A 17,735-nucleotide genomic window follows, 5' to 3' on the forward strand; every position below is an offset into this window, starting at 1 on the left:
TTACACCGACATCGTTAATATTATAGCAATAAAAAACGTCCTTGCCTAGAAATGTTTATCAAGTTTCTGATATTTATTGAACTGTGTAACGAGTTTTTGTTGCGGTTTTGGAAAAACAAACGTTGAAAAATCCGTTGGTTGAACCCACTGACCGTTTTCTGATGTAAAAGATTCTTTTGTTCGTCCATAAAATAAAAGAACGTGCCATTTTAAATGGCTAAAAACATGGGTTACTTCGCCGAAATGTTTTCTTTGCCAAATGACAGGCAGTTCCTCAAAGACTTGTGGCGATAAATCTTCTGCCACTAAATCTAATGTCAGCTGTTGTTCCTCATCTTTTTGCCATGTACGCAATAATTCCGTATATTCTTCTTTGGTTACCTCTTGTAAGGGAAAATGCCACATTTTTGCTAATAATCCCGTTTCGGGACGTTGAACCAATAAATATTCTTCTTTAGGATTTTCAATCGCTCCAGCAATATAATAAACATCTTTGGGTTTTACTTTTTTCGACTTTACAGGAAATGCAGTGGGATGATTATTTTTATGTGCTAAACAAAATTCTTGGATTGGGCATTCTTCACATCTTGGTGCGGTCGGATTACAAATATTTGAACCTAAATCCATAAATGCTTGGTTCATTTCACCGGGTTGTGTGTGCGAAATGATTTTTCGTGTGGCTGCATCAAATACTTTACGACTGCTTGCTTTAGCGATATCCTCTTCTATTTCGAATAAACGACTAACAACTCGCATGATATTTCCGTCAATCGCTGGTTCCGGTAAACCAAAAGCAATACTACTAATTGCGCCAGTTGTATACGGACCAATCCCTTTTAAGGTACTAATTTCTTCTGGCGTGCTCGGAAATACACCTCCAAATTCATCCATAATTTGTTGTGCAGCTACTTTTAAATTACGAGCACGTGAATAGTAACCTAAGCCTTCCCAAATTTTTAATAGTTTTTGTTCATCAGCGTTTGCTAAATCTTGAATGGTCGGAAATTCTTCCATAAATCGATAATAATAACCAATTACCGTATCAACGCGCGTTTGTTGCAACATAATTTCAGAAATCCAAATATTGTAAGGATGCGTATTGGCACGCCATGGTAAATTACGTTTTTCTTGGTGGTACCACGTTAAAAATATATCTTGAAAAGAGTGAAGCGTTTCTTCATCCCATTCTAGCCAGTTTTCAGTCTTCATCTAGTACTTCCTCATCAATAAATCGTTGGATTAAATCAAAATCAAATCCTTTTTGATATAATTTTTGTTTTATTTTTTGTTTATCTGTTCGATGTCTCCGAATCAATTTCGCGCCTTCTTTTTGCAACGCGTCCCATTCGTCGTCCTCATCTTTTTCATTAGGAATTTCTTCCATCACCATCGAAATAATATCGCTAGAAAACCCTTTTTGCATTAATTTCATGCGCAGTTTTTGTAACGTCTCGCGATGGCTTTTACCACGAATGGTGTTTAGCATTTTAGTTGCTGTTCGCACGCCAATTTCAAATTGATCTTCAGGTGTATACAATAATATCACCTCTTGAATGACCTCATCTTTTAATCCTTTTTTACGTAACTGCTGCATCAACGCTTGGGGGCCTTTGTCACTTAAGCGTAGCTGTGTCCGAACGTAGCTTTTACCATAACCAATATCATCTATTAATTGTAACTCTTTCAAGCGTTGAATAATTTTTTGACTATCATCGCTAGTTATTTCTTTGTCTTTTAAATAAATTCGCATCTCTTGCTCCGTTCGCAATTGATAACTGATATAGTTCATTGCCAACTGTAAGCCGATATCATACCCTGCACTTTTTTTAATTTCTTCAAAAATTTTTTCATCGATCTCTGTGCCTTTTAATAAACGATAGCGAACTAATAAATCTTCAGATACACGAAGTTCTCGTTTATCTTCAAATTTCACTTGATAAAAAGCACCTTTTTCTTTACGAATAGTAGTTATTTTCAACATGTCATCACCTCACGAACATACATTCTATTTTAAACAAAATATTCTTAAATCACCAATAAAAAGTATACCATTTTATCGAAACGTTTGTATAAGAGAAGGCAACTTCTGACTGATCTGTCTTAGCTTTTAATTGAGAAAGCATCTATCTTTTTTAAATTTCCTCATTTTTAGGCAAGTGAACTGAATTGTGTTAAAATGTATAAGATTAATTTACATAAAGGAGTACTTATGTCAACTATACAATTAAATACTGGACAAACATTACAACTGAAAATTAAACGTCTAGGAATCAATGGCGAGGGAATTGGTTATTATAAACGACTAATTGTCTTCGTTCCGCGAGCTTTACCAGGAGAAGAAATTATTGCCAAAGTGACGAAAGCAACCCCAACTTTTGCGGAAGCTGCTTTAACAAAAATCGTTAAAAAAAGTCGGGATCGTGTACAGCCACCGTGTAACTTTTATGACCGTTGTGGCGGTTGTCAGCTACAACATTTGTCGTATAACAAACAATTGGATTTCAAAAAAGATTTATTAGCACAAGCACTAGCAAAATTCAAACCGAAAAATTATCAAAAATATGAATTGCGCGACACATTAGGCATGGATGATCCTTGGCATTATCGTAACAAAGCTCAATTTCAAATACGTTATAATCCAAAACAAATGCGGGCTGAAGCAGGTTTATATGAGCAAAATTCACATCGCTTAGTTGCGATTGACGATTGCTTAGTTCAAGAAGAAACCACACAAAAAGTAATCAATACTGTTATGCAATTGGTAAATAAATATCAAATTCCAATTTATGACGAACGCAAAAATTCAGGAATTTTACGTACATTAATGGTTAGAATTGGGATTGAAACAGGTGAAACACAATTAGTATTTATTACCAATTCACCAAAATTGCCACAAAAAAATGCACTTATTCGTGAAATCAATCAGCGATTACCAGAAGTCGTGTCTATCATGCAAAATGTGCAAAGCAAAAAGACTTCTCTTATTATGGGCGATGATACTATGCACTTGTGGGGAAAAGAAGCTATTGAAGAACATTTAAATGGGTTAATTTTTGATTTATCGGCACGTGCCTTCTTCCAATTGAACCCAAAGCAAACAAGTGTCTTATATAACGAGGCAATAAAAGCACTCAATATTACAGAAAATGAAACAGTGGTCGATGCGTATTGTGGTGTAGGAACGATTGGCTTAAGCATTGCTGACAAGGCGAAAGAAGTCCGTGGCATGGATATCATTCCACAAGCTATTGAAGATGCTAAACGTAATGCCAAACGTATGGGGTACGAAAATACTCACTATGAGACTGGAACAGCCGAAGATTTGTTGCCTAAATGGCTAAATGAAGGGTTCTCACCTGATAGTATTGTCGTCGATCCTCCTCGTACAGGGTTAGATGACAAATTATTGCAAGCCATTTTGAAACATACCCCCAAAAAACTTGTGTACGTTTCATGTAATGTCTCAACTTTAGCGAAAGATTTGAAAAAATTATCAACCGTTTTTAAAGTCGATTATTTACAATCAGTTGACATGTTTCCACAAACAGCTCGTTGTGAAGTCGTCGCTAAATTAACCCGTATTTAAAAAAGGCGAACCGTCGAATATTCTTTGACGGTTCGCTTCTTTATTTATAACATATCAAATAATGATAATTGATTTTCATCTGGTAAATCTTTTAACACACCATTGTCTGTCATATATTCAATCAATGTTTTCGAAACTTTACCACGATTAGCTAAATCTTCTTTCGAAAGAAATGGACCATTTTTACGCGCTTCAACAATTTGTTTTGCTACGTTAAGTCCTAAACTTGGTACCGCACGAAACGGTGCAATTAATTTATTGCCATCAATGACAAAATTTTCTGCATCTGATTTATATAAATCAATCATGCCAAATTCATATCCGCGCTCAATCATTTCATTACATAATTCCAGAACAGTTAAAAGGTTTTTCTCTTTAGTTGAAGCATCCATACCTTTATCTGTAATTTCCTTCATCCGTTCTTTGACTGCTTCTTTCCCTTTAGCCATTGCAACCAAATCGAAGTCATCTGCACGAACAGAAAAATAAGCACAATAATATAAAATTGGGAAGTAAACTTTGAAATACGCTACACGTAGTGCCATTAATACATATGCTGCCGCATGGGCTTTCGGGAACATATACTTGATTTTTAAGCAAGAATCAATGTACCAATCAGGAACATTTTGTTTCTTCATTTCTACTTGCCAGTCATCAGGAATCCCTTTTCCTTTACGAACACTTTCCATGATTTTAAATGCTAAACCGTCATCAAGCCCCGCATGCATCAAATAAACCATAATATCATCACGACAACCAATTACGTTTGCTAGATCAGCTGTTCCTTGTCGAATCAATTCTTCGGCATTCCCTAACCATACATCGGTTCCATGTGATAGTCCGGAAATTTGCAGTAATTCGGCAAAAGTGGATGGATGCGTCTGTTCTAACATTCCTCGAACAAAGCGCGTCCCAAACTCTGGAATGCCTAAAGTTCCTGTTTTTGAATAAATATTTTCAGGATTAACGCCTAATACGTCCGTTCCTTCAAAAATACGCATAACTTCTGGATCATCTGTCGGAATTGTTTTAGGATCAATTCCTGATAAATCTTGTAACATCCGAATCACGGTTGGATCATCATGTCCTAGAATATCTAGTTTTAAAATATTATCATGGATGGAATGGAAATCAAAATGAGTTGTTCGCCATTCTGACTCTAAATCATCAGCTGGATATTGAATAGGCGTAAAATCATAGACATCCATATAATCAGGAATAACGATAATTCCCCCTGGATGCTGACCAGTTGTACGTTTAACCCCTGTAGCACCTTTGGCTAAGCGATCGACTTCAGCTCCTCTAAAATGAAGATTATGATCGCGTTCATAGCCCTTCACAAAACCATAAGCAGTCTTATCGGCGACTGTACCGATTGTTCCTGCCCGATAAACATACTCTTCTCCAAATAACACTTTGGTATAATTATGCGCTTCAGGTTGATATTCCCCTGAAAAGTTCAAATCAATATCGGGAACTTTATCCCCATGGAATCCCAAGAACGTCTCAAACGGAATATCGTGACCATCTTTTTTCAAACGAGTGCCACATTTTGGACAAGATTTCTCAGGCATATCAAAGCCCGAACCATAGGAACCATCTTCATAGAACTCAGAATATTGGCATTCTGGGCAAAAATAATGGGGAGCTAAAGGATTTACTTCAGTGATTCCTGTCATCGTTGCGACAAAACTTGAACCTACCGAACCACGAGAACCTACTAAATAACCATCTTGATTACTCTTGTGTACTAGCTTTTGTGAAATAAGATAAATAACTGAGAAACCATTTCCGATGATAGAATTTAATTCCTTTTCCAAACGTTTCTCAACAATATCTGGTAATGGATTACCATATAATTCTTTGGCGCGATTATAACTTAAATCGGTAATTTCTTGTTCTGATCCAGGAATTTTTGGTGTATATAATTCATCTTTTACAGGAACGACAACTTCACAACTATCGACTAAATTATTCGGATTTTCCACAACTATTTTCTTCGCCAGATCATTTCCTAAAAATTGGAACTCTGTCAACATTTCATCTGTCGTTCTAAAATGAACTTTTGGTAAGCTATGACGATTTAACGGATTCGCTCCACCCATTGAATTAATTAAGATTTTACGATAAATTGCATCTTCTTCATTCAAATAATGAACGTTCCCAGTTGCGACAACTGGTTTTCCTAATTCGTCTCCAATGGCGATTAATTTTTGAATAATATCTTCTAAGTCTTTTTCACTTTTAACTAATTCTTGTTCAATCAATGGGGCATAAACGGGTTTTGGCATCACTTCAATATAATCATAGAATTTCGCTTTTTCTTTTGCTGCTTCATACCCTTTTTGCATCATTGCAACAAACACTTCGCCTTTATCACATGCCGTTCCTACAAGCAAGCCGTCACGTAATTTTCCTAATTCTGAACGAGGAATACGTGGTGCTTTGTCATGAAAATAAGTGATATTCGACATGGAAATTAATTTAAAAAGATTTTTTAAACCTTCTTGAGTTTTCACTAAAATCGTTGCATGAAACGGTCGGGCTGCTTTAATCGAGTTTGCGCCACCTACATGTCGGTTTAAATCTTCATGTAATAACATTTCGTGTTTTTCTATGGCTTCTTTTACAAAAATCCACGCCAAATGACCAGTTGCTTCTGCATCATAAATCGCTCGGTGATGTTGTTCCAATGAAACACCAAATTTTTTCGATAAGACACCTAAACCAAAACGTTTAAATTCTGGATACAAATACCGTGCCAATTCTAAAGTATCAATCACGGGATTGTCAGCTTCAGGAATCCCATATTTTTTATAACTCATATTTAAGAAGCCCATATCAAAGGACGCATTATGAGCTACTAAAATAGCTCCTTCTGAAAATTCGCGGAAAAGACGTAACACTTCTTCTTCTGATTTTGAACCACGAACCATTTCATCAGTAATCCCTGTTAAATTCACAGTTGTATTTGATAAACGATGTCCCGGATCAATGAATTCATCAAAAGAAGCTTCCACATTACCTTTATTCATTTTCACTGCGGCTAATTCAATAATCGTATCGTAAACAGCCGATAGACCTGTTGTCTCCACGTCAAAAACAACATAAGTTGCATCAGTTAGCGGAACAGGTTGTGCATTATAAGCCACTTCGACCCCATCATCCACGACATTTGCTTCAACGCCATATATGATTTTAACACCTGCTTTTTTCCCTGCTTGATGCGCATCAGGAAAGGCTTGTGCGCCACCATGATCGGTAATTGCAATGGCTTTGTGTCCCCATTTACCTGCTTGTGCAACTAAATCACTAATATTATTGGTCGCATCCATCGTACTCATGTTTGAGTGCAAATGTAACTCCACTCGTTTTTCGTCCTCAGGAGCATAGTCTTTACGTGTATCATGTTTAATTTCCACTAAATCTTGCGCATTCATTACTAAATCACGCATAAATGTATCTTCTTGAATACTTCCACGAACTTTTAACCAGCTACCTTTTGAAATAGCATCGAATATTTGTTCATCTTTTTCACCATTCGAGAATTTTTTAACAATAAACGAAGATGTATAATCAGTAATTTTTAAAATTAAGATTTTTCGTTTTGAGCGTAATTCACGAACTTCTTTATCAAAGACGTATCCTTGAATTGTCACACGACGTTCTTCTTCTAAAATATTTCCCATTGGTGTCACTAATTCATCTGCCGGGATGTTGCGCCCTAACATAATTGGACCTTCCAACGCAGCAGGTGCTTGTTTTTTCTCTTTTTTGCGTTGTTCATGTGACGCAATATTTTCAGCAGCTTGTTGCATAAACGCTTCTTGTTGCTTTTGTTGGCGTTGTGCTAATTCTTGTAAATCAGCTTCTGCTTGTTTATGGTCTAAAATCGGCTGAATGCGGAAACGGTCAAACCCAAAACGTTGATAGTTGGCTTCAATAACTGGCAAATACTGCTGTTGTAAAATGGAAATCACTGCATCATTGGTTACAGGCAACACAATTTTTTTCTCCTGCATTTTGGGAAATTGCGATTTTAGCACTTGCTTGACAAGTGGCGTATCACAATTTTGGTTGGCTAACGCTAATGACCAATAGTCTTGCAGTAATTGCTCGTCAAATTGTTTGTCTTCTGTTTCGAGTTGTAATCGGACAGCTGCAATATCTTTAAAAGCAAGTTCCAAATGTTGATAAAAATTTTGATACAACTCTGCTGGCAATATTTTTTCAAATCCCAAGGTAAATGACCAACATTTAGACTGGCGATGAACCACGACTTGGGTCATTTTTCCTGTTTGTAATAAGGGATGTTTTTGTAACTCTGGATCTAAATTCATCTGATCCAATAATATTTCAAACTTCTCTCTTTCTTTAGACAAGCTGACTCCTCCCTTTTTGTTTCGTACATTTTAGTATACTCTTTTTTTCTTTAGTTTTCATTAAAGAAGTCTAGGACATTCATCATTTGATGAGTATCCTAGACTTCAATTTTTATTCTGTACTTAATAAAATACTTAGCGTCGAGGGTAATTCCTCTTTACGAACTTCTATTGCAGCACCTGTTTTTCTGATTTTAATTTCTACAATGCCTTCAACAGCCTTTTTACCCACTGTAATACGAATTGGACAACCAATTAAATCTGCTTCAACAAATTTTACTCCTGGTCGTTCCGCACGATCATCCGTTAAGACTTCATAACCAGCGACTTGTAAAGCAAGTTCAACTTCACTTGTCAAATGAGCTTGATAATCATCTTCCATATCCATTTGTAATAAATGAACATCAAAGGGTGCAATTTCTCTAGGCCAAGTAATTCCGGTATCATCGCTGTGCTGTTCAGCAATTGTTGCCAACAAACGACTCACACCAATGCCATAACTACCCATTAAAACAGGAAGTTTCGTTCCAGTTTCATCTGTTATTCTAGCATCCATTTTTTCACTATAATAGGTTCTTAATTTAAAAATATGGCCTATTTCGATTCCTCGATGAAAAACAATCTCTCCAGCACCATCTGGCGAAAGGTCGCCCTCTTGAACCAAATGCAAATCAACGTATTCAGTGACTTTAAAATCACGACTAGCATTTACATTGATGAAATGGTAATTATCTTCATTTGCACCAGTTATACTATTTACCAAATCTTGAACATATAAATCAGCAAAAATACGCACCTCTTCTGGTACACCTACTGGACCAAGGGAGCCAAAAGAAGCACCAAAAATCTGCTGTGCTTCTTCTTGAGTCCCTTCACGTAATGTTTGGCTACCTAAATAATTTTTTAACTTCACTATATTTAATTCATGATCGCCACGCATTAACGCAAGAATCGGTTGTTCATCCGCCATGAAAAAGAGTGATTTAATTATTTTTTCTGGCGCAACTTCTAACAACTCAGATACTTCTCGAATGGTGTGTACATTTGGTGTCGCTACCTTCTCTTTTTCTAAAAAGGTTGCATGTGATTTTTTAGAAGTATACAAACTAGTCGCCATTTCACGATTGGCTGCATAATCACTTTCTGTCGATGAGCAAATAACATCTTCACCCACTTCAGAAATTGCTAAAAACTCTTTGGAGTCTTTTCCCCCCATAGCACCACTGTCTCCCAAAACACTTTTGAAGACAATCTCACAACGTGTAAATATTTCACGATACGCCTGTTCATATTGACGATACTGTATTTCTAGGCTCTCTTCAGAAGAGTGAAACGAATACCCATCACACATTAGAAATTCACGGCTACGCAATAAACCAAAACGTGGACGAATTTCATCACGATATTTATTTTGAATTTGATAAAGATTCAGTGGTAAATCTTTGTATGAAAAAATCTCATTCCCAATTAATTCGGTGAAAATTTCCTCATGAGTTGGACTTAAAATGTATTCACGTTGATTTCGATCTTCCAAACGATACAATGCTTCGCCATATGAAGCATACCGACCAGATTCTTCCCATAACTCTTTTGGAAGAAGGATCGGCATAGTCATTTCGACTGCATTAATTTTTGCAAATTCTTCATGAATGATTTTCTTGATTTTTTCGATTACTCGATGAGCTAAGGGTAGATACATGTAGACTCCACTAGAAACTTGACGAATAAATCCCGCACGGACTAAAAGCTGATGACTTCTTATGTCTGCTTCTGAAGGCGTTTCTCGTAATGTTGGAATCAAAAGTTTCGACTGTTTCATTTTTATCTCCTTTACTAACTTCAACTGTTTTCATTAAAAGAAAAAGCGCTGAATATCATTCCAAGTAACAAGAACCATCAATAACATCAATAAACCAAAACCAACTAATGTGATGATTCCTTCTTTTTCTTGACTCAAAGGTTTCCCCCGAACACCTTCAATGATATTTAATAATAGTTTACCGCCATCCAAACCTGGAATTGGCAATAAATTAAAAATACCTAAGTTGATTGAAATCATGGCTGTCATCATTAGCACAGTCATCGGCCCTTGTTTAGCAGCTTCTGATGATAGTTGGAAAATTGCAACCGGTCCGCCCAACTGATCAATACTAAAATTGGTTAGTAATGAACGTAAGGCATCGATAATTTGGAAAAATGATGCGATACTATCTTGGAAACCACCAATAATTTTATCGAAAAAGCCCGTTTTCATTGGGGCTTGAATGCCCAATTGTCCCACTTTTTGTTCACCAGCTTCCACTGTTTTGGGTATAGCTGTGATTGTTTGTGTTTGATTGTCACGTTTAATTTCAATTTGTAATTCTTTGTCAGGATTCTGTTGAACAATTTGACTGATTTGTGCCCAATTGTCTACAGACTCCTGGTTAATCGCAACAATTTCATCACCATCTTTTAAACCAGCAGTTGCTGCAACATCATTTTCAATCACATTAATAGTTGTTGAATTTCTATCGACAACACCTCCGTTTAAGAACGCGATTAAAATAAAAATAGCAATCGTCAATAAGAAATTGTTCATTGGTCCGGCAAAATTAGTTAGCATTCGTTGCCATAATTTAGCAGATTGAAATTGGACATCTCGTGGTGCAATACGCACTTCTGTTCCATCTTCTTCAATAAGAATCGCATCATGAGCAACAGCATACGTCACAGTTTGACGCTCATCACCGTTTACAAAACCTGTAATCGTTAATGCATCAACTAAATCTTGGTTGGCGACCTCTAAAGGAATGCCATTTGTCAGTTGTACTTTATGACTGGTATTAATTTTAATAACCGTATCATTTTCATCAAGCACTAAACCAACCAGCATTCCTGCCTTGATTTCCTCTTCATCTTCGTAACCAGCCATGCGGACGTAACCGCCCATTGGCAAAGCACGAATTGTATATGTCGTACCGTCTTTTCCTTGATGACTGAATAACTTTGGTCCCATTCCAATCGCAAATTCTCGAACTAAAATCCCTGCTCGCTTTGCAAAATAAAAATGACCAAACTCATGAATAACTACCACGACCGAGAAGACAATTAAAAATACTAAAACAGTCTTCATCTGTTTGCTCCTCTCTTTGTTTTCCGTCTACTAATAGTAAATGGGAATTGTTTAAACACTCCACTATTTTATCATATCTTCATCAATTCACAATTGTTCCCCCACTTTGTAACAAGAATTTAACTTTAGCTTTCTTAAATAACCCACTATAAGTATAATTAAGCTTGATAAATTAACATTTTTAAAATAAAGTTAGCAAATCAATCGTGTTATTTTTTATACAAAACATCTGCACTACTAAATTGAAATAAGAGCAGACAAGGTTATCTGCTCTTATTTATGGCAATATTTCATTTCAATTTGCCAATTTGTAAATCAAAAGAGTCCTTACTTTTCTCTATTAAATGCTTCGCTATAAATCTTACGAAGTTTGCTTGAGTCATCAGGCCATGTAATTGGCTGCCCATGAACAAGCTGAACAAATACCTCTAAACAATTATGCCATCCTATCGCAGTTTGCACTGTCCATGCAACATCATCAAATGTATGGGTAAAAACCATTCGACATCCTTTATCTTCTTCTAGCAATTCTATGCGTATCAAATCATCCATTTCACTGAAAGCCAATAAATATGACTCTTCTAATGCTGTGATAGTTGCTGTATATTGTGAACCTTCACCATCATCGAAGGAAATTTTCCCACCAATTCTTAAATCCATTTCTCCTGTTGCAAAAGGATACCACTGTGAAAAATAATTAGAATTTGTAACAAATTGGAAAATAGCTTCCGGTTTATCAGAAAAAAAATGTTCAAAACGTATAACATAGCGCCCATTCAATTCATGTAGTGTTCCCAATTCATTCATCGTATCACCTTCCTTAATTTTTTTAAATCGCATGTCTCTCATTAAATTATCTTCAAGCTTGGTCAAAACTTTTCTCTAGTCATTAGCTACTTCCACTTTATCATAAATCTAGAAATGAATACAGATGGTTAAGGTCCATGCTGTACCGCTTGAATGCAAAAAAACGAAGTAGCCAAAATGGTTACTTCGTTTCTTTGATTAAAATACGCCTAAAAGACTCATAATTGGAAATACAAATAACAAACTATCAAAACGATCTAAAATACCACCGTGTCCAGGTAAAATCGTTCCTGAATCTTTAACTTTATAATGACGCTTAATAGCAGATTCTACTAAATCACCAAATTGACCGACAATAGAAAAAATAATGGTTAGTAAAATCATAACAAATGAATTATAGCCAAAATAGTCGCTTCCATGAAAAATTGCTAGATACACTGCTGCAACAACCACGGCACTTAAAATGCCACCGAGAGCACCTTCTACTGTTTTATTAGGCGAAATTTCTGGCCACAGTTTATTTTTACCGTACTGTCTTCCGACCATATATGCGCCAATATCGGTTGCCCAAACAATAAACAATCCAAAACATAGAACAATTAAATTTTCTATACGTGCATTAACAAAACTTTCAAAACCTACACCAGTATACAAACTAACAATGACTGGAAACGCTGCTTCATCAATTGTATACGTATTTTTTGAAATTACTGAAATTCCCAATAATAACATCACAATCAAATAAAACAACATAAATTTATCGGTTTTTTCTGGTAAAAAAACAAACCATTCTCTAGGTAAAACTAAAATGACTGCCCCCAGTCCTGAAAGTACACCTTCAAAGCTTAACATCGCTAGTCCTTTCATGCGGAATAGCTCATACACACCTACAACGGCTAACGCTGCGCCTAATAAAGCAACTGAAATACCGCCAAAATCAAAATAAATGATTGGTAAAAATAGTGCTAGCGCAACAACAGCTGTAATCACACGTTGTCTCATTTTTTCTCCTCCTTATGTTTCAACCCGCCAAAACGGCGATCTCTATTTTGAAAACTAGCAATTGAAGTTTCCAATAATAACTCGTTAAAATCTGGCCATAAAGCGTCAGTGAAAAATAATTCACTGTAAGCAATTTGCCAAAGAAGAAAATTACTAATACGCTCCTCACCACTTGTTCGAATTAACAGTTCTGGATCACGCAATTCAACTGGTAGAAAACCCGTCATTAAATGTTTAGCAATCATCTCTTCATCAATCAGCTCAACATCGCCTGAGTTATCAGCAACTTCCTGATAAACGTCTTTCACAGCGGAGACAATTTCAGCTCGACTACCATAATTTAATGCAAAATTCAAAATCATACCTGTATTGTTTTTGGTTTGTTCAATGGCTCGTGCTACAGCATCTTGCGTATGGGTAGGTAAAAATTCTTTGTAGCCCATCACATTGACACGAACATTCTCTTTAATTAATTCAGGTACAAAAGCATCAAAAAAATCCACCGGCAGCTGCATCAAAAAGTCTACTTCTTCTGTCGGACGTTTCCAATTCTCTGTCGAAAACGCATAAAGAGTTAGTACTTTTACACCTAGATGAGAGGCATGTTTGGTAATTTTTTTGACTGTTTCCATTCCTTCCTTATGCCCCGCTACTCGAGGCAAACGACGGTTTTGGGCCCATCGTCCATTTCCATCCATAATAATTGCTATATGCTTGGGGATCGGTAATTCTTTTTGAAACTCAAACTCCCCTTCTTCCTGGATGTATTTGCTCTTTTGTGGAAAAAAACGTAGCATCTTGTTCTCTCCTATCATCCCAATTTAAAAAATTCATCCTTTACATTATAGCAATAATAAGAAATATTGCCTATCAAAAAAAGAAGTTCCGTTCATTTATTAATAGAAAACGAATAATTTCAGCTGTTTTTTAATGGAATAATAAAAAAGGTGAAACTATTTTTTACATAGTCTCACCAAAAAAATTAAACTTCTAATAGTTCTTTTTCTTTTTCTGCTGCGATTGCATCTAAGTTTTTGATGCTTTCGTCTGTTGCTGCTTGAACTTCTTTTTCTGAATCTTTCAAATCATCTTCTGTAATTTCGCTTGCTTTTTGTTGTTTTTTGTATGCATCGATTGCATCACGACGAGCATTACGAACAGCAACTTTTGCATTTTCAGCTGCTTTTTTAACGTCTTTTGCTAATTCTTTACGACGTTCTTCTGTTAATTGAGGAAGCACTAAACGAATCACATTTCCGTCATTTGTTGGTGTAATTCCTAAATCAGATGCCATAATTGCTTTTTCAACTTCTTGTAATATTGTTTTATCAAATGGTGTAACCATTAATACACGCGCTTCTGGGATTGTAATTGAAGCCATTTGATTTAATGGCGTTGGTACACCATAATAAACGACTGATACGCGGTCTAAAAGGCTAGCATTCGCACGACCTGCACGAATTTGTCCTAAATCACGTTGTAAGCTATCTGCTGCTTTTTGCATCTTTTCTTTTGCTTCTGTTAAAATTTGATCTGCCATTTTATTTCCCCTCACTAATAATTTCCAAACGTTTGCATGGAAACCCTAAATTTTATTTTAGAATAATTTCTTTGCACAAAACTTGATAAATAATGCCCTCATTTTGCGTAAAATATCGTTTATTAATGAAATACTCAAGCTTTGCCAATATCTTTATTATACGTGATTATCGGTCGAATATACAACCTTAAACCATTAAAAACTCAATTCTTCTATTTTTTAATTTTAAAAAAATCGTTAACTACCTTGTGAGTAATTAACGATTTTTCGTATTATTTTCCACGCACAGTTGTACCAATATTTTCGCCTAAAATAGCACGTTGAATATTGCCAGCTTCGTTTAAGTTAAATACAACTAATGGAATATCGTTATCCATACTTAAAGAACTTGCAGTAGAATCCATTACTTGCAATCCTTTAGCAATCACATCCAAATGTGTTAATTCTTCAAACTTAACCGCATTTGTATCTAATTTAGGATCGGCAGAGTAGACACCATCAACATTATTTTTTGCCATTAAAATAACATCAGCATTAATTTCAGCTGCTCTTAATGCTGCAGTTGTATCTGTTGAGAAATAAGGATTTCCTGTTCCTCCAGCAAAAATAACTACGCGTCCTTTTTCTAAGTGACGTTCGGCACGACGACGAATATATGGCTCTGCAATTTGGCGCATATCAATGGATGTTTGCACACGAGTTGGCACACCAGCATTTTCTAATGTATCTTGTAACGCTAATGCATTCATTACTGTAGCAAGCATCCCCATATAATCTGCTTGCGCACGTTCCATGCCCATTTGTGCGCCAATTTGTCCACGCCAAATATTTCCACCACCAACAACGATAGCTAATTCTACGCCTAAATCATGAACTTGTTTCAACTCTTTAACGATTTCTTGAATAGTTGGTGGTTTAATACCAAACCCTTCATCTCCTGCTAAAGCTTCCCCACTTAATTTTAAAACAACACGTTGATATTTTGGTTTTACCATGATGATTCCTCCGTAAATTCTCTATTCCTAATAGTAGCAATCTGCTCAGCTATGAGCGTCTTATTGATTAATCTAATTTTGCTTAAAAAAAGGGAGCGCATTTCCATGCGTTCCCATCTGCTCTAGGAACAGATTTATTTATTTACTTGGCTCATAACTTCTTCTACAAAGTTATCTTCACGTTTTTCGATACCTTCGCCCACTTCAAAACGAGTGAATGATTTCACAGTAGCGCCTTTTGAAGCTACATATTTAGCTACTGTCATATCTGGATCTTTAACGAATGGTTGGTCTACTAATGAGATTTCAGCTTTAAATTTATTTAAGCGTCCAACTACCATTTTTTCAACGATATTTGCTGGTTTGCCTTCATTTAATGCTTGTTCAGTTAATACTGATTTTTCATGATCTAATTCTTCTTGAGGAATTTGAGATTCGTCAACATAACGAGGGTTGATTGCTGCAACGTGCATAGCTACGTCTTTAGCAACTTCTTCATCAGTTGTTCCTTCTACAACAGTTAATACAGCGATACGTCCACCCATGTGTAAGTATCCACCGAATGCTGCGTTATCTTCTTTTTCAACAACGTCAAAACGACGGAAGCTGATTTTTTCACCAATTACTTGAGTAGCTTCAATCAATGCATTTTTGATCACGCCAGTAGAAATTTCTAATTCCATTGCAGCGTCCATGTCAGCTGGTTTGTTTACAGCTACAGCTTCAGCGATTTCTTTTACTAAAGTTTGGAATTTTTCGTTTTTAGAAACGAAGTCTGTTTCAGAGTTTACTTCTACGATTGCAGCAGTGTTTCCATTAACTGCAACTGCAGCTAAACCTTCAGCAGCGATACGGTCATTTTTCTTAGCAGCTTTTGCCATACCTTTTTCACGTAAAAAGTCAACTGCTTTATCGATGTCGCCTTCTACTTCTACTAATGCTTTTTTAGCATCCATCATACCTACGCCAGTCATGTCGCGTAATTCTTTTACTAATTTAGCTGAGATTTGAGCCATTTTTGAATTTCCTCCTGAAATATATGTTAGTTTTTTAAAAAAAGCTGTTTCAAAGGAGAGTACGGCTTTTCGCCTAGCCTTTGAAACAGCTCCGTCGTTTAAAAATTATTCAGCTGATGCGTTGTCGCCTTCTACTACATCAACAATTTCTTCAATTGAAGTTGCAGCTTCTTCAGCTACGAAATCTTCTTCAACTACTTGATCTTCACCTTGGTTGCCTTCGATGAAAGCATCTGCCATTTTAGAAGTAATCAATTTAACGGCGCGGATAGCATCGTCATTTGAAGGAATTACTACGTCGATTTCGTCTGGATCACAGTTTGTATCAACCATAGCAACGATTGGGATATTTAATTTGTGTGCTTCTTGAATTGCAATACGTTCTTTACGAGGGTCAACCACGTACATTACGTCTGGAATTCTTGGCATATCAGCGATACCACCTAAGAATTTTTCTAAACGTTCACGTTCTTTGTTCAAACCAGCAACTTCTTTTTTAGGTAAAACATCAAATGTTCCATCTTGTTCCATTGCATTGATTTGTTTCAAACGAGCAATACGTTTTTGGATTGTTTCCCAGTTAGTTAAAGTTCCACCTAACCAACGGTGGTTTACATAGTATTGACCAGCGCGGATAGCTTCTTCTTTGATAGCTTCTTGAGCTTGTTTTTTAGTTCCTACGAACAATGCGATTCCGCCATCTTCAGCGACTTCTTTCATGTAATCGTAAGCAGCATCTACTAATTTAACTGTTTTTTGTAAGTCAATGATGTAGATTCCGTTTCTTTCTGTGAAGATATATTTCTTCATTTTTGGGTTCCAGCGACGTGTTTGGTGACCAAAGTGTACGCCGGCTTCTAGTAATTGTTTCATAGAAATTACTGCCATTTTGTGTTTCCTCCAATTTGGTTTTTATTTTTTCCCTCTCCTACTTCATAGCTCTTTGGAGAACTGATTTTCAGCACCGCTCCGCAGATAAAGTAAGATGTGGATTGTTGACACAGCAATATTTTATTAAAGTGCCTCAACTATTATAATACGACACAAAAATAATTGCAATCTATTTACAAATCTTTTTGAGCCATCTGTAATTATATAGGATTGGACAACGCTTTTCAACTAAAAGCTTTTAGATTACTAGCATATATTATCTTTTTGCTACTATTTTTCATCAGATGCGAATTTTTCTTTTTTATAAAATATGTTTTCTTAGTTCGCTTGTATCTCATTATTTGTTTATATTAAGATTAAAAGACTGCTGATATGTTATAATTTTTATTAGTTGAAAATGG

13 protein-coding genes are annotated in these 17,735 nt (G+C 36.0%); 1 reads left to right on the plus strand and 12 read right to left on the minus strand.

Annotated elements, in window-relative coordinates; all coding sequences use genetic code 11:
- Nucleotides 1–45 precede the first annotated feature (45 nt).
- Nucleotides 46–1,209 carry an A/G-specific adenine glycosylase gene (gene mutY / locus DOK78_RS11985; protein WP_207940132.1) on the minus strand — a complete coding sequence of 388 codons (1,164 nt, stop codon included), beginning with the start codon at nucleotides 1,207–1,209 and terminating at the stop codon, nucleotides 46–48.
- A complete protein-coding gene (gene recX, locus DOK78_RS11990) occupies nucleotides 1,199–1,981 on the minus strand; it encodes a recombination regulator RecX (protein WP_207940131.1) in 783 nt (260 codons plus the stop codon). Before recX ends, mutY begins: the two co-directional genes overlap by 11 nt.
- A 228-nt stretch (nucleotides 1,982–2,209) precedes the next feature.
- On the opposite strand from recX, the gene rlmD reads away from it, so the two are divergent.
- The gene (rlmD, locus tag DOK78_RS11995; RefSeq protein WP_207940130.1) at nucleotides 2,210–3,586 is read left to right on the plus strand and encodes a 23S rRNA (uracil(1939)-C(5))-methyltransferase RlmD; all 1,377 of its coding nucleotides are present in this window, start codon (nucleotides 2,210–2,212) and stop codon (nucleotides 3,584–3,586) included.
- A 44-nt stretch (nucleotides 3,587–3,630) separates the two neighbouring features.
- Here the strand turns inward: rlmD and DOK78_RS12000 are convergent, their stop codons facing one another.
- The 10 genes from DOK78_RS12000 to rpsB form a co-directional block, all read right to left on the minus strand.
- Entirely contained in the window at nucleotides 3,631–7,968 is a 4,338-nt protein-coding gene (locus tag DOK78_RS12000) for a PolC-type DNA polymerase III (RefSeq protein ID WP_207940129.1), read from the minus strand.
- A 112-nt stretch (nucleotides 7,969–8,080) separates the two neighbouring features.
- Entirely contained in the window at nucleotides 8,081–9,787 is a 1,707-nt protein-coding gene (locus DOK78_RS12005; RefSeq protein WP_207940128.1) for a proline--tRNA ligase, read from the minus strand.
- A 33-nt stretch (nucleotides 9,788–9,820) separates the two neighbouring features.
- The gene (gene rseP / locus DOK78_RS12010; RefSeq protein ID WP_207940127.1) at nucleotides 9,821–11,083 is read right to left on the minus strand and encodes an RIP metalloprotease RseP; all 1,263 of its coding nucleotides are present in this window, start codon (nucleotides 11,081–11,083) and stop codon (nucleotides 9,821–9,823) included.
- Nucleotides 11,084–11,410: 327 nt separating this feature from the next.
- The gene (locus DOK78_RS12015) at nucleotides 11,411–11,956 is read right to left on the minus strand and encodes an SRPBCC family protein (protein ID WP_207940126.1); all 546 of its coding nucleotides are present in this window, start codon (nucleotides 11,954–11,956) and stop codon (nucleotides 11,411–11,413) included.
- A gap of 132 nt (nucleotides 11,957–12,088) precedes the next feature.
- Entirely contained in the window at nucleotides 12,089–12,892 is an 804-nt protein-coding gene (locus DOK78_RS12020; RefSeq protein WP_207940125.1) for a phosphatidate cytidylyltransferase, read from the minus strand.
- Complete coding sequence (locus DOK78_RS12025; protein WP_207940124.1) at nucleotides 12,889–13,689, minus strand: isoprenyl transferase; 801 nt, start codon at nucleotides 13,687–13,689, stop codon at nucleotides 12,889–12,891. Before DOK78_RS12025 ends, DOK78_RS12020 begins: the two co-directional genes overlap by 4 nt.
- 185 nt (nucleotides 13,690–13,874) lie before the next feature.
- Nucleotides 13,875–14,432, minus strand: a complete 558-nt coding sequence (frr, locus tag DOK78_RS12030) for a ribosome recycling factor (protein ID WP_207940123.1) — start codon at nucleotides 14,430–14,432, stop codon at nucleotides 13,875–13,877.
- A gap of 272 nt (nucleotides 14,433–14,704) precedes the next feature.
- A complete protein-coding gene (gene pyrH / locus DOK78_RS12035) occupies nucleotides 14,705–15,427 on the minus strand; it encodes a UMP kinase (RefSeq protein WP_207940122.1) in 723 nt (240 codons plus the stop codon).
- 134 nt (nucleotides 15,428–15,561) lie between these two features.
- Nucleotides 15,562–16,443, minus strand: coding sequence for a translation elongation factor Ts (gene tsf, locus DOK78_RS12040; protein WP_207940121.1), 882 nt, complete (start codon nucleotides 16,441–16,443; stop codon nucleotides 15,562–15,564).
- A 105-nt stretch (nucleotides 16,444–16,548) separates the two neighbouring features.
- Nucleotides 16,549–17,331 (minus strand): 30S ribosomal protein S2, encoded by a 783-nt coding sequence (gene rpsB / locus DOK78_RS12045; protein ID WP_207940120.1) that lies wholly within the window; start codon nucleotides 17,329–17,331, stop codon nucleotides 16,549–16,551.
- Nucleotides 17,332–17,735: the final 404 nt, after the last annotated feature.

It is taken from the genome of Enterococcus sp. DIV2402, from assembly GCF_017426705.2.
GTDB lineage: Bacteria > Bacillota > Bacilli > Lactobacillales > Enterococcaceae > Enterococcus_F > Enterococcus_F lowellii.

Excerpts from the sequence above, each read along its gene's own strand:
- pyrH (WP_207940122.1), bottom strand. The coding sequence starts at position 15,427 with ATGGTAAAACCAAAATATCAACGTGTTGTTTTAAAATTAAGTGGGGAA.
- DOK78_RS12005 (WP_207940128.1), bottom strand. The coding sequence starts at position 9,787 with ATGAAACAGTCGAAACTTTTGATTCCAACATTACGAGAAACGCCTTCA.
- frr (WP_207940123.1), bottom strand. The coding sequence starts at position 14,432 with ATGGCAGATCAAATTTTAACAGAAGCAAAAGAAAAGATGCAAAAAGCA.
- recX (WP_207940131.1), bottom strand. The coding sequence starts at position 1,981 with ATGTTGAAAATAACTACTATTCGTAAAGAAAAAGGTGCTTTTTATCAA.
- rlmD (WP_207940130.1), top strand. The coding sequence starts at position 2,210 with ATGTCAACTATACAATTAAATACTGGACAAACATTACAACTGAAAATT.
- DOK78_RS12020 (WP_207940125.1), bottom strand. The coding sequence starts at position 12,892 with ATGAGACAACGTGTGATTACAGCTGTTGTTGCGCTAGCACTATTTTTA.
- tsf (WP_207940121.1), bottom strand. The coding sequence starts at position 16,443 with ATGGCTCAAATCTCAGCTAAATTAGTAAAAGAATTACGCGACATGACT.
- rseP (WP_207940127.1), bottom strand. The coding sequence starts at position 11,083 with ATGAAGACTGTTTTAGTATTTTTAATTGTCTTCTCGGTCGTGGTAGTT.
- rpsB (WP_207940120.1), bottom strand. The coding sequence starts at position 17,331 with ATGGCAGTAATTTCTATGAAACAATTACTAGAAGCCGGCGTACACTTT.
- mutY (WP_207940132.1), bottom strand. The coding sequence starts at position 1,209 with ATGAAGACTGAAAACTGGCTAGAATGGGATGAAGAAACGCTTCACTCT.
- DOK78_RS12025 (WP_207940124.1), bottom strand. The coding sequence starts at position 13,689 with ATGCTACGTTTTTTTCCACAAAAGAGCAAATACATCCAGGAAGAAGGG.